The organism is Pseudobacteroides sp. (genome assembly GCF_036567765.1).
GTDB lineage: Bacteria > Bacillota > Clostridia > Acetivibrionales > DSM-2933 > Pseudobacteroides.
Map to the genome: position 1 here is coordinate 46,518 of NZ_DATCTU010000008.1, position 13,938 is coordinate 60,455.

Below are 13,938 nucleotides of genomic sequence, written 5' to 3' on the forward strand. Positions count from 1 at the left end.
GGTGTATGTAAAATATGGGGGAATTTTTTAGAAGAGTACTGTCTTTGTTAACAGCCATTACAATGGCTTGTTCAGTACTTTTAACCATGCCTGCAACAGTTCAGGCAGCCAATTCAGTACCTGTAGATGTTGAAGCGGAAGCTTGTACTCTCAGCAACGGTGCTGTTGTCGTTACCAATGTCTATGGGACTAATTATCCTGGGTACTCGGGAAACGGATTTGTTTGGGCAACCAATGCAGGTACAATATCGCTGGAGGTAAATGTTCCTAAAGACGCTATGTATGAGCTTAAAACAAGATGTTGGATGTATTTAGGAAAAGAGGGCGAAACCAGGCTTCAGGCTGTTACCGTCAACGGCGTATCATACAGCGATTTCTATATTCCAAATAAAAATGGATGGATTGATTACAGTTTTGGATTTTTCTTTCTTAAAGCAGGTACAGCAAAAATTGAGATCGGCACTTCCGGAAGCTGGGGCTATATACTTTATGATAAAGTGAAATTTGACTATGCAGACATGCCAGATCTTAAAATCGACCCGGCTACATGTGATACTAAAGCAACTTCTGAAACAAAGGCTCTTAAAAAATACCTCACCAGTGTATACGGCAATAAAATTATTTCCGGTCAACAAGAAATTTACGGCGGCGGAAATAACGGAAATATGGAATTGGAATTTGATTACATATATGATAAAACAGGCAAATTGCCTGCAATCAGAGGCTTTGATTTTATGAATTACAATCCTCTATACGGATGGGAAGACGGTACAACAAATCGCATCATCGACTGGGTAAAAGAGAAAGGCGGAATTGCAACAGCATGTTGGCATATCAATGTTCCATCTGATTTTACAAGCTATAAAATCGGTGATAAATTGGATTGGACAAAATGTACATATAAGCCGACAAAAAGCTTTAACACGGCAAACTGTCTAGATAAATCAACAAAGGAATACGCTTACCTGATGCTTGCAATTGATGATCTTGCCAAACAGCTCCTCATTCTTCAGGAGGCAAATGTTCCTGTGCTTCTGCGCCCTTTCCATGAAGCAGAAGGCAACAACAACACCGATGGCTCAGGAGCATGGTTCTGGTGGGGTACCGGTGGTGCGGAGGTTTACAAAGAGCTATGGAAACTTCTTTACACTACACTAACTGAAAAGTATGGTATTCATAATGCTATATGGGAAGTAAATCTTTATCTAAATGCAAATTCAGCACAATGGTATCCTGGAGATAAATATGTAGATATCGTTGCATATGATAAGTATGAAGGATCACCTTATACATGGAAAACAAGTGCAGCTACAACAGCATTTCTTAAACTTGTAAATTACACAAACGATACAAAGATGGTTGCAATGACTGAAAATGACGTTATTCCCGATATTCAGAACATGGTTAATGAAGGTGCTTGGTGGCTGTATTTCTGCCCATGGTATGGTGAGTTTATTACCAGTCCAAGCAAAAATGATCCGAAACTTCTCAATACTATCTACAACAGCCAATATGTAATTACGCTGGATGAACTGCCGCCAAATTTATATGAATTCACACAAACTGTTACACCAACGCCAACACCTGCAAACAGTCTTGACTTAAACCATGACGGTGCCATAAACATGGCAGATGTCGTTATTTTGGCGAAAGTATTTAATTCAGTCCGTGGTGATTCAAAATATGTTGATGCATATGACCTGAATAAAGACGGAGCCATAAATATGTCGGATGTAATAATGCTTGCATCTAAATTCAACACTGTTGTTTAAGTTCCGGATTGACATACAATAAAAACAGGTTACCTATAACCATGGTAACCTGTTTTTTATGTAAAGCCAATTTTTGATCGGGCTTAAGCTTTTTTAGCAGCTGAAGCAGTAGTCTTGATGCTCTTAACCAAGGCATCATAAGCTGTCTTCTTATCTTTAAACTCTTTGTAAAGCTTAAAAAGCTGATCATTCAAAGACTTGATTTTTGCTTTGTCCTTAGGCTTTGTTTTAAGAGCTGTTTTCAAATCTGCATTAACAGTTTTGATTTTTGCGTTTACAGCAGCAACATCCTTATCATATGTTGCTTTAGCAGTTTCCAATTTGGCTACTGCGTCAGCACCATACTTTGCTATCATTTTAATTTTTTCAATGGATGAATTTAAAGCCTTTTTCTTATCAGTCATATCTTTGCAAACAGTTTTGATCTGATCTTTCAAGCTTTTAACCTTTTCTTTGTCAACTGTTGTAGCTTTAAGAGCTGCATCCAGATCTTTATCTAAAGTATTAAGCTTTTCCTTTAATGGAGCAATATCCTTTTCGTATGCTGCTTTAGCTGCTTCGATTTTAGCAACAGCATCAGCACCATACTCCGCTGTCAACATTACCTTCTCGATTTCTTTAGCCAAAGCCGCCTGCTTTGTGCCGATTTCCTTCTTTATTGATGACATAAGGTCTTTGAGTGCAGTAACCTTAGCGGAATCTACAGGATTTGCTGCCTTTGCAGCGTTCAAATCGGCTGTGACAATTTTTAACTGCTCGTTTAAGGGTGCTACCTCTTTATTGAAGGCATCCTTCAAAGCCTGTATTTTTGCCTGTGCCTCAGCGTCAAGCTCTTTAACGGGTTTTTTAGAAAACTTTAAGCCTTGATCACCCAGCTTTTTAGGAGCAGCGTTTTTTACCTGAAAGTTTCCTTTACATGCAATAGCACCGGTTGATATAGTAAGTAGCATGGCCGCAGCTGTAATCCCAGAAATAAACTTTTTCATTAATAAATCATCTCCTTCTTAAAACTAATTAATTAAGTTACACTAGAATATACAGCCTTCGGGATCGTTTTATGACGTATATAATATTTACAGTTTTGTTACATCAATATCACAAAATTATTACACGATTACTTATTTTAAAGTGTTTAATCCAATATTTAGCTAAAATGGTAAATGGTGTCTTCTTTGATCTTCATTAAAAATTCTGCATCAAAAGTACCCCAACCCTGCTAAAGTTAAAAACATTTATCAGATTAGTTTATGTTACCATATTGTTCTACTACATAGCCGGACGTAACCATCTCACCATACCAGTTTGCAATCATTGTACCATCTATAGGATTTGATAGAGTGGGACAGTTTTCGAGCGTAACCGTAGTGCTTACTTCCTGCAGTATTTTAAAGCCTATCTTTGAAACAATCCCGGTAGTTTCAGCTATACCACCATCTCTGTAACCAGCCAGATACATATATCCCCTCATAGCGTCTATTGTGCCATTGGAATGATCAAACACAGCTGCTTCATATGGGTAATAAGCACTGTTTAACAAAATCTCTCCCATTAGTTTGTTCTCAAAATTTATTGAATTAACTCTTTCTGGATATGGCTGTCCTGTCACTAGATCTACTGCTTGTAAAACTGTAGGATCATACTCTAAGTGGAATTGGATTCCAGAGAAGTTAGAAATGTTTTCCACGTTGATATTAGCAGTAATGATCTCCCCAACAGTTGCATTAGATCTGTCAAAGCTTAAAATTACTTTAGAAGGGGGTACATCAGTGGCACTGACTGGTAAAAAGTTAAAACAAACCATTGATATTGCTAGAAAAAACATACAAAACGACTTTAACCTCTTATTCATAATTATACCTCCTAATGTAAATAATGTCATAAATTAATCATAGCATTATATGATATTAATGTCAACTATACCAGTTTGCTACAAATCAAGCTTATAGAATGGATTCAGCGATTCAAGCACCCTAATCAGCACACTTAACTACTATATCTAAGCAATATTCAACCAATTTCATGTGTGGTGTATAATGGATTTCTAGTGTGTTTATATTTCTCTATGTCAATTTCCACAATTTCCATTATTTTGCACATTAATTCATCACTTCTTCTAATAACATCCATCTTGCTTTTTAGCAAAAGAAGAATATGATTCTTTGGAAACGTTTATTGCTAATAAAATGCGAATTGCTGAGTTCATCATTGTATTGATTTGACTCACGGTATGCGTAAATGCTAAGGTCAGTAGAATCTTGAGTAAACCTTCTTTGGGCATATCCGTCAAATAATACCCCACTGCTATAATGAAATTACTGTACCAAAATCAAAATAATGTATTCGGGATTTTGATTTAGTTCTTTAACAGTATTGATTGAGAAATTACTATGCCCGCCAAAACCAATTAGAATGCCCAATTCTTTACATCGGAAGGCAAGAATGTACGATGTTTGATTATCTATAGTTTTCTTAATCCTGTATGAGTCGGAAATACTTAGAGAGTCAACTAGATCTTTGCTTTTTCTTGAAAGAATCGATAAAATTTTTTCAGCACAAATTGTACGAACTTTACCCTCAGACTGTATATGGGTCTTTGCATTCACTGCTGTGTTTCAGGATGCACCAGATGGCGTTCCCCTGCTCAAGACCTCCAAGTCATAGCTCTCTTTTATTAAAAAATTTACCTCAAAAGCTTAATGTCATTATTTATTTTTACCAAAAATCTTTTCTATCCATGATATACTTTTTTTCTTTGTTGCATTAACCACTTCTTCCTTTTTATTTCCATCATATAATTCACCATCATCACCTTGGACTACGGCACAAAAATACTTTGCTATTTCAATCATTTTAGAAATTAAAATCTCATCAGGATTTTTTGTATAGATATTACCTTCAAACCAATCAAGCCAATATTCCTGTTGACTATTGTGTTTCCAAATAGCAAAGTATTGACCATTTACATGATCAAAAGAAAACTCTGAATTGCTTTCAACAAACTTAATCCACTCATCAGCGGTAATATCTTGTCCTTCCTCACACCAAAATTCTTTTCTTGTTATATGTAAATCATAGCCCATACGATTACTCCATTCTAAAAGATTTTAATAGCTTTACAAAAACTCTATTGTTTTAACATCTGCAAATCAAATTAAAAGTGCCGCAATAATATCTGCACCAAGGATGTACGAGCGACCTGTGATTCATTCTACTCATGTATATGTAAAGATGCGTGTCTCCTAGTCCAGAGGCTGACAGGACGTAAGCCTCTTATAAAATAGCTTCAGTATGCTATAAATCTACTGGTTACTTTTTATTTTCAAAATACTAAAATACAAAAAAGTAAATACTAATCCAATTATTTGTCCAATACCAAATACTATGAGAACTAAGCCTCTGAAGTCGAAATCAAATAGGTCTCCTTCAATACTAACTCTTGGTTTTAAACTCTCAAGCCACGTATAAATACATATATAAATAATATTTAATACAAACGCCCCTATTATATAGGCTTTGGCTTTTGAGATGTTTAATCGAATTAATATAAAAGAAACTAGTATTATTGCAACAATAGGACTTATAATCCAAGTAAACAGTAAAAAGTTTGTGCCTTCCACATTAATCATAATTGGTATAAATAACCCAAACAAAGCATATACTAAAATAATACCTATATTTACAATGATTTGTGATAACAACTTTTTGAGCATAATATTAACCCCATCGAAGTCCTTTTATGTTTTAATTTACACGCGATTTTATATATCGTCAGCATACAAGAAGCCTTTGAGGGGTTACATAGCTCTTATGTCCCCGAAAAGGTTTGCTGAGCTACCCGTAATTCATTTCTACCCTTGTATGCATTGTTATTTAAAATCGCACGCCTTCGAAGTTCAGAGGCTGACAGGACGTAAGCTTCTAAACTCAAAATTGGCTTACATACTAATATTTAATTTACACACATAACGCAATTCCTATTATACAGAATACCTACGTGTTACTAATTCTCCTGCCTTTTATTTTTTTGACTAAACGTTCTAAATAGTGTAAGAAGAAAAAATAAACTAATAATAATTCCTAAAAGATTAAAGATACCTACCTTCTCATGTAATTCTGGGCTGTTAAATCTAAAAGCATCAATTGGTCCACCATTTTTAAAAATCACTAAAAATGAGGCAAGTAAGATAAAGTACCAAATAACAAAAAGAATCTTAACTCTACTTTTTATATTTATATACTGCTTTATTTTTATCAAAAAAGTTATTGTTCCAAGTATCATAAATGCACTAGCAAAAAATGAAGAAATCTCCATTATAGCTACAGAGCCTTGAGATACCTCCCAATCTGGCCCACTTTGACAAACTGAAAGTAGGTTTATCAAAAACAATGAACATATGAATAAAAAAATCACAGAACTTCTTAACATTTTAACCTCCACATTTTATGCTAATTCTTGAAAATTTCTTAAGGGCACATCTCCAATAACACGACATAGGACGCATCGGGTCTGCATGAGATTTTATATCGTGTACATGCCCGACACTGCTTGAGCCGGAACCCAAAGGAATACCCGTAAAAGTCGATTTGCGGCCGGCGAAACGGTGTAGTGCGGTTCTTCAACTTGGGATGATCTCGAAGCAATTCTTCATGGTCTTCTACCCGCACTTTAACGGGCGTGTATTGATATGTGAAGGCCAGGTGTCCCGCGAAACCAGAGACGGACGCAGCCATTTAGGAACCCACATCAGCCACATTGTTTCACTTAATATAAAGTGTAAGAGGTAAAGAGTATTCTAATAATCAATTATACTTGCAAGTTCTAAATTTACCCTCTATCCAAAAAGTCGCTTCTATTGTGCGAAACTTTAGTAAACGGAATTTTGGATCAACAATGCCTTTGCTGAAAAATTTTCTATGAGACTCATTCCAAAGCTGTTCTTGCAATTCCCTATCATCAACAAATTCGACATTTCCAATCAAAGTAACACTATCTCCACCCAACGTATAACAAACACTTGCTTTACTGTTTTTTTCGAAATGGGTTACTTTACCATTTAATTCAGAGCGTTTTGAAGTAATAAAATAAATATCAGAGAATTTTGTTGCTTTCAGCTTTGAAATTGCACAAATTCGAGGATATCCATTTTCATTGATGGATGCAAGGGTTAAAACAGAGCATTTTTCTAATAATGCACTTGCTTTTTCTTCAATCTCTTTTCTTCTTTCTTTTTGAATTTCACTTGCTGCTTTTGGCATAGTAATCATTTCTCCTATCGGTGCAATTTGCTTATTTGGCAAATCACAGACGTTTATTTTATCTTTATCGGTGTCAGCAAATCGAGTTGAATAAATTGTTTTGCCTTTTCATTACCTGCAAAATATGAATATGCGTTAAGATGCTCTTCTAAGCAACCATTCATTCCGAGTGGTTCCCGTGCATCATATTCATATTCGCTACTGTTCATAACCCATTGATCAAGAAGATGCCATTCGTGGAAATGACCCATCTTGATACAATGAGCTGCATACAAGCCGCCCTCGAAGGATTTTTTTTGTAACGAAGATGGCACATCCAAATCATCAGGAATGGTTACCCACAATTCATAACCATATGTTTCATTACCAGTTGGCGAAGGATTATTAAACCCAAACATTCTCAAATCGGGTTTTATTTTTTGAAGCTCAATGCTTCTAATAAATTCATTGAGTGGTTTCCCTGCATTATCTTCGGGATTTTCGCCAAAATAGTGGCTTGCCGCAACGGTGCAAGGGGGTAGATAAATAATACGCACATTCTTTAAAGTTGATAAAGTTTCATTTGCTTTGTTTAGGTCGTCCACAGAGCACTCCCCCTTAAAATTAATTTTTGAAAGACTAAGCGTTTGAATAACACTCATGATATCAGCATCATCGAGCATGTCAAGTTTGATGTGTGTGTGCACCACTGAATTTAATCGTGTAATAAATATACTCAAAATATCCCTTATTGTTTGAAGTGCAGTTATCTCATCATCAAGCTCATCTATACCTTCCTGAAAAATTTCAATAATTTTTGTTTGCTTGATATCATTAAAAATTAAAGCGATTTTTTTCAACGAAATACGAAGTTTCCGCAGTGTGATAATCTGTTGCAGGCGTCTTATAGCAAACTCATCATACACACGATACGCATAGTCTTGCTTGCGAGTGCTGGGCAATAGTCCAATTTCATCGTAATATCGAAGCATTCTTGTTGAAACATTAAAAGTTTTTGTAACTTCGCTGATTGTCATCAGTTTCATCTGTTCGCCTCCTTTCTGAAATTATTGTAATGGAAGACACGACGTCAAAGTCAATAGGCTTTCATAAATATTTTAATGTTATAAATAATCGCAAGTTCGCAATATAAAACTACCGTGAAGCAAAATAGTCTTCATAGCCTCACCCTTATAAATCCGTGATAGCCATAGGTAAGCCTTTGAAGTAATCTCAGGCTTTTCCCCTGCTCCAAACCGGACAGGAAACTTTCGCTTCATCCGGCTTTCCAACAAACTAACCTACTTACCCCCATCGGCTTTCAACCCTGCTACTTCACAATAGCAGAATGTTTCAATTCTTTGACAATGTCTGTAGCTGCTTTTCAAAATTTCGCCGCTTCGCGGAATGGGCCCTAAATAGCCGTCTAAATACCTCTGACATTAAAATAAATATCTGCTGGTGTTTCATAACTCAAGGATTCATGTGGTCTTATATTGTTATAGTATTCTATATAGTCCTTTGTAATCTGCTTTAATTGGGATCTAGTATGATAAAGCTTCTCCCATTTATATGACCTAAAAAATCGCTCTATCCGTTGATTGTCTAGTACTCGTCCCTTTCCATCCATAGAAATTTTGATAGAATTCCCTTTTAAAAGGTTTATGTATTTCTCGCTTGTGAATTGTGCTCCCTGATCACTACTAATTATTTCCGGTGCCCTATGCTTTTTATTAGTATCTATTACAAAACCCATTTCAAGGGTATTTGAAAGTGAATATCCTACTATATAGCGTGAATACCAATCTATAATTGCAACCATGTACATAAATCTATGATGCATCCTGCAGTAAGTTATATCAGCTGACTATACCTGGCTTGGGTGATCAATTTTCAAGCCTCGAGGTAAGTATGGGTAAAGGTATTTAACGTGTAACCTTTTGCTAAGATTCGGTCCAGGACAAAATCCATGAAGCCCCATTTCTCTCATGTATCTGCGTGTACGCTTTCTGTTGATCCTGATGTTAAAATCCCTGTTTAAGAATATTGTCATCCTACGGTAACCTAAGTCTGGGTGTTTGTATATAGCTCATCTATTTTTCGTTTGATATATAACTCTTCTTGGCTTATGGACACAGGTATATAGTACAGGCTTGTACGGTTGATTGTAAGCAACTCAGCCTGCTTTGATATGCTTAATTTTTCATTTTCTTTTTCAATCATTTCTACCCGGTCTTTTCGGGTACAGGAATTGGCTAGATTTTTTTAAAAGCCAGGACACTTCATATGAGAGCTGTCCTATCTGCTTTAAAAGCTCGTCCTTTTCCTTTTCATGGGACTGTTTGACCTTTTCCATTTCATCAGTTTCTTTTCTGAAGGCTCTGCCTGCATTCTGGATGAATTCCGCTTTCCACCGGCTAAGCTGGTTAGGATGCACTTCGTAATATGCAGCTATTTCGGTTAGCGTTTTTTCTTCCCTTAAGACCTCAAGTACGATTTTTGCTTTTTCTTCCGGTCTATAATTTCTTCTCTTTTCCATAGCATAATTCTAACTTATTTTTTTGTATTTGTCTGTACAATTTTCTGGTATCATTATACCTCCGCACAAAACATTAATTATAAAAGATTCTACTCAATCAATCCATATTTTATCTTTATTCTCTCCAATTTTTCTATCATTGGGACAGAAATAACCAAGAGAAAAAAAACTGTTGCCAATGCATGTATGAGATCAAAAGGAATTCCCATGAGATATGAAGAAATAAACATATTCGTTGTAGGCTTTGCCTGCCATATTATAACCGAAGCAGTGTTCATGACACTTCCATATATTAAAAATGTTGCAAAGCCGCCGAATATACACAGTGAGCTTCTTAATTTCATCAAAAATCCCTTTTGAGAAAGAATACCTGCTAGAAAACCAATTATCCCAAATGCAAACATCTGCCATGGAGTCCATGGCCCCTGTCCAAAAAACATATTGGAAACAAAACCTGTTACGGCTCCAACAAGGAATCCTGTCTCACCTCCAAAGCAAACACCAGAAATAATGACTATAGCTACCACAGGTTTGAACTGAGGCAGCATGAAAAATGCAGCACGCCCAGCAACTCCCAAAGCACAGAGAACAGAGATAACTATAAGTTCCCTTGCTTGAGGCTTTCTCCTCTCAAAAACTAAGACAAAGGGCAGCATAGTTTCTAAAATGATAACTAGACTGATAAAGTAATATTTTCTGTCACCCAAGAAGTAGATTCCCACATATATTGTTAACGGGATGGCTAATAGTATCATAGCCATAGCTGCAAGTGTACGTTTGGAAAGCTTGTGCTCATTTCCTTTATGGCTTAAAGAAGGCTTCACCTGTTTATGATTAACATCAATGTTACTAGGTATAAACAGCCCATTTTCGCCCACAGCTGGCATTTTAGCTGGTTCATCGACCTCGCCGCCCAAAGCCATAATAATATCTTCTGGAAGGATGGCTGTGGAAAGCAGGTTTCGTGCCATACGGTTTGCGGTAGTGGTATAAAAGTTCTTTCCCGAGAAAAAGCGGTGGGGCGTGTCCTCGCTTACTATGCTTCCATCAAAGAACATCCCGCAGCAGTCGGCATAGCGGGCACAAAAATCAATGTCATGGGATACCATAACTACCGTTGTTCCAGAAGCTATAAGGCTCTTTAATATTCCCGCCAATTTTTCTTTCAAGTATGCATCAAGGCCCTTTGTAGGCTCATCCAATAACAGTATCCTGGGCCTGCCAAGAAGCACCTTTGCTATGGCAGCACGCTGCTGCTCGCCTCCTGATAGATCGTAGGGATGCATTGAAAGAAGACCATCAAGCTCACAAAACCTCGACACTTCCGCAATAAGGTATTTTTGCTGATCTTTACATACTTTTCTGCCTGCAAACATCTCAAGTAGGTCCAGCTCAACTGTTTTTTTTACAAACAGAGCCTTAGGATTTTGAGGCAATATGCCTAGAAGTCCATTGTATTTCTCATAATCAGTAATATCTGAAAGCAGCCGTCCACATATCTTCACCGTTCCTCGATATGGTTTTAATATACCTGATATTAAAGAAAGGCTGGTAGTCTTACCAGTACCATTGCCTCCAACAATGGCATAAACCTTGCCTGGATAGATTTTAAGAGTCAGGCCTTTTACCACGTCTGGCAGATACTTGTCATACTTAAACCACACTTCTTTTATTTCAATTACAGGATCTATAGCAGATTCATTGACAGATTTCTGCAAAGAGTCATATGGTATTGCAGCTTCGTTAATGGTTCTTTTTTCTGCAATTTGCTTAAGCCAATTCCTTCCTTCTCTCACTGTAACCGGACACTCAAGATCATTATCAATATGGGCATAAACCCGCATAGGAGCAGGCATGGCCATAAACATTTGGTGCCCAAGTTCCTTTAGCTTTTTTCCAACAACCTTAGGTGTTCCGTCGGCTATTACGTGCCCTTTGTCCAAAACAATAACCCTGTCCGAAATTGGTAAAGCTTCTTCCAGTCGATGCTCTGTGAGAAGTATTGTTATTCCAAGCTCCCGATTTATTTTTTCTATTGCTTTTAAAAAGTCGTTTGCAGCAATAGGATCAAGCTGACTTGTAGGTTCATCCAGTATAAGTACTGAGGGCTGCATTGCCATGATTGCAGCTAGATTTAGAAGTTGTTTTTGACCACCGGATAGTTCGGTAACACTTTTGTGGAACCATGATTGTATTCCGAAAAATGAACTCATTTCAGCCACTCTTGTACGTATTTCTTGTGTTTCATAGCCAAGGCTTTCCAAACCAAAGGCCAGTTCATGCCACACCTTGTCTGTAACAATCTGATTGTCGGGACTTTGTAGAACAAATCCGATTTTTTCACTTTGCGATCTATGGTTAAGAAGTTCAATCTGTACACCTTCATAAAGTATTTTTCCCTCTATGACACCGTGGGGAGTAAGAGAACTTTTAAGAAGACGAAGAAGGGTTGTTTTTCCGCAGCCAGATTTTCCACAGATGGTCACAAATTGCCCCTGTTCGATGCCAAGGCATATATCCTTCAAGGCCGGTTGGGACCTACCAGGATACGTAAATGTTAGGTGCTCGATTTTAAAAGTTTCCATTTTCTTTCCTCCCAAAGTTCAATTGCTATCGGCCATATTCCTAGTAAAAAATATGCAACCAAAACGCTTAAAGAGTAGTTTGTTAACCTTGTGCCCTTCATGGATGGGAAGTACCGCCACTTAAGTGATCCTATAAAGAAACCAATCAACACATATAAACCCGTGCCCCCAATGACACATAATGTTCTTTTATCTCTTTGGTCAAAACGGAATATGGAAAAGGCTGTACGGCCTGTTAGTCCATATCCGCGGCTTTTCATGCTATCTGCTGTCTCAATGGCATTTTCCAATGCCCAGGTAACCATAATCGACAATATTTTAATGCCATGCCTTGCTCTTGCTAGGACTCCACCATTGGACACATCCCGTCCAATACACTTTTGTGCATTGGATATGACCTTTAACTGTGCCTTGAATCTTGGTACAAGACGCAGCGTCATGGAAAGAATAAGGGATAATGCAGGTATTAATCGTCCAAACAAGTATATGAACTTATCAGAAGTCATGATTTCATTGTAGCAGGAAAACCAACATAATACTGTAAAGATCATGGTGGATGCTGCTATACCATAGACTATTGATTCCAGTGTCAGAGGATTGCCGCTTTTGAGATAAGTGATAATGGTTACGCCTTCATGATTGAACGCAGGATTGATAAGTGCAGCAACTATAATCATCGGTAACATATATTTAAGGTTAAAAACCAAAGCTTTTTTTCCTTTTAACATCACTGAATAGGTAAAAGCACAAGAAAGCGAAATTGCCAGGCAAACTGGATGCATAAAGAACATGGAACAAAATAGCACAAGGGTAAAATATAAAAAGTTTATTATCGGATGATATCCTGCGAATGCTTTATTCATACCCTAACCTCCAATAGCACTGTGTCCACCCACATCATTGCCCAAATCACAGGTGTAAACCCATTCAATAGCATCTCCCTGTTTTAACTGATAACGAGAACAGCCATAATTGGGAAACCAACCGTTGACCTTGTACATCCAGCCTGAAAGCTCTCCACAGTCAAACTCATAAAGATTACCTATACCCTCTATATAAGCACTATTGTATATGGGTGTATTTACAAATTCCATGTGTATCTTGTTCCCCTTCATTTCCCTTAAAAGAACATTAAATACGCTCTCTCCCTCATAGAAAGCAACTTCTTTTTTCCCAAAGATAACACCATCACCAGGAACCAGTTCCACTTTTTCAGGGTCCAGCCGTTTTATATTCTTAAGAATGGTGTCACATCTCACAGTGAGCGTGCAGGTATGTATCTTATCTGATATATTTACATTTTGCGGTTCCACTGGAATAGGCTTACCCTTTGGCACTGGATTAGTGAGGTACTTATCTTTACCAGTATCAGAATCAATTTTCATTCCCTTTGATTGAGAATAACCTATATTACCTGGCTCTACACTCTCTTTAGTACCTTTTGGAATTTCCGCAGTCAGATTAAGCTTTTCTTCTGAGGTAAGTAATCCCTTTTCTCCACTTGGCATACTCCTATTTATGAGGACTGTTCTTGGTGTTGTGATACTCTTTACCAAGGGTGTATTTAAAGGCTTTGAGGAACCGTTTGGAGTATTGTTCGACGGTAATACAGTTGATATTTGGTCTGTATTAAGGATAGTATCAGGTCTGTTCGTTGATCCAGCTACAAGCTGGAATGGAGAACTTTTTGGGGTCTCATCAACATCTCCAGACCCCGGTGCGTTTCCGCCCTCAAAAAACGATATTACCAATACTGCGGCAATGATTAAAGTTATTAGGATTTTTACAGCATTTTTTTTCATTTATT

General features: G+C 37.2%; 12 protein-coding genes and 1 pseudogene. 1 reads left to right on the forward strand and 12 read right to left on the reverse strand.

Annotated elements, in window-relative coordinates:
* Positions 1-14: 14 nt before the first annotated feature.
* Positions 15-1,772 (forward strand): glycosyl hydrolase, encoded by a 1,758-nt coding sequence (locus VIO64_RS02780; RefSeq protein WP_331914923.1) that lies wholly within the window; start codon positions 15-17, stop codon positions 1,770-1,772.
* 83 nt (positions 1,773-1,855) lie between these two features.
* Here VIO64_RS02780 and VIO64_RS02785 read toward each other — a convergent pair whose 3' ends face one another.
* The 12 genes and pseudogenes from VIO64_RS02785 to VIO64_RS02840 all read right to left on the reverse strand — a co-directional run bounded on the left by VIO64_RS02785 (position 1,856) and on the right by VIO64_RS02840 (position 13,933).
* Positions 1,856-2,758: a hypothetical protein gene (locus VIO64_RS02785; protein ID WP_331914925.1), complete on the reverse strand. Its 903-nt coding sequence runs from the start codon at positions 2,756-2,758 to the stop codon at positions 1,856-1,858.
* 254 nt (positions 2,759-3,012) lie between these two features.
* Positions 3,013-3,621 (reverse strand): cohesin domain-containing protein, encoded by a 609-nt coding sequence (locus VIO64_RS02790; RefSeq protein ID WP_331914927.1) that lies wholly within the window; start codon positions 3,619-3,621, stop codon positions 3,013-3,015.
* A gap of 853 nt (positions 3,622-4,474) precedes the next feature.
* Positions 4,475-4,852 (reverse strand): hypothetical protein, encoded by a 378-nt coding sequence (locus VIO64_RS02795; RefSeq protein WP_331914929.1) that lies wholly within the window; start codon positions 4,850-4,852, stop codon positions 4,475-4,477.
* Positions 4,853-5,071: 219 nt separating this feature from the next.
* Positions 5,072-5,482 (reverse strand): hypothetical protein, encoded by a 411-nt coding sequence (locus VIO64_RS02800; RefSeq protein WP_331914931.1) that lies wholly within the window; start codon positions 5,480-5,482, stop codon positions 5,072-5,074.
* Between the two features lie 290 nt (positions 5,483-5,772).
* The gene (locus tag VIO64_RS02805; protein WP_331914933.1) at positions 5,773-6,198 is read right to left on the reverse strand and encodes a hypothetical protein; all 426 of its coding nucleotides are present in this window, start codon (positions 6,196-6,198) and stop codon (positions 5,773-5,775) included.
* A 374-nt stretch (positions 6,199-6,572) separates the two neighbouring features.
* Positions 6,573-7,028 carry a pyridoxamine 5'-phosphate oxidase family protein gene (locus VIO64_RS02810; protein ID WP_331914935.1) on the reverse strand — a complete coding sequence of 152 codons (456 nt, stop codon included), beginning with the start codon at positions 7,026-7,028 and terminating at the stop codon, positions 6,573-6,575.
* A gap of 53 nt (positions 7,029-7,081) precedes the next feature.
* Positions 7,082-8,053, reverse strand: coding sequence for a MerR family transcriptional regulator (locus tag VIO64_RS02815; protein ID WP_331914937.1), 972 nt, complete (start codon positions 8,051-8,053; stop codon positions 7,082-7,084).
* Between the two features lie 78 nt (positions 8,054-8,131).
* Positions 8,132-8,287, reverse strand: coding sequence for a hypothetical protein (locus VIO64_RS02820; protein WP_331914939.1), 156 nt, complete (start codon positions 8,285-8,287; stop codon positions 8,132-8,134).
* Positions 8,288-8,433: 146 nt separating this feature from the next.
* A pseudogene (locus VIO64_RS02825) lies at positions 8,434-9,546 on the reverse strand (IS3 family transposase).
* 89 nt (positions 9,547-9,635) lie between these two features.
* Positions 9,636-12,131 (reverse strand): energy-coupling factor transporter ATPase, encoded by a 2,496-nt coding sequence (locus VIO64_RS02830; RefSeq protein ID WP_331914941.1) that lies wholly within the window; start codon positions 12,129-12,131, stop codon positions 9,636-9,638.
* Entirely contained in the window at positions 12,104-12,994 is an 891-nt protein-coding gene (locus VIO64_RS02835; protein WP_331914943.1) for an energy-coupling factor transporter transmembrane component T, read from the reverse strand. Before VIO64_RS02835 ends, VIO64_RS02830 begins: the two co-directional genes overlap by 28 nt.
* A gap of 3 nt (positions 12,995-12,997) precedes the next feature.
* A complete protein-coding gene (locus VIO64_RS02840; RefSeq protein WP_331914945.1) occupies positions 12,998-13,933 on the reverse strand; it encodes a DUF4430 domain-containing protein in 936 nt (311 codons plus the stop codon).
* Positions 13,934-13,938 lie beyond the last annotated feature (5 nt).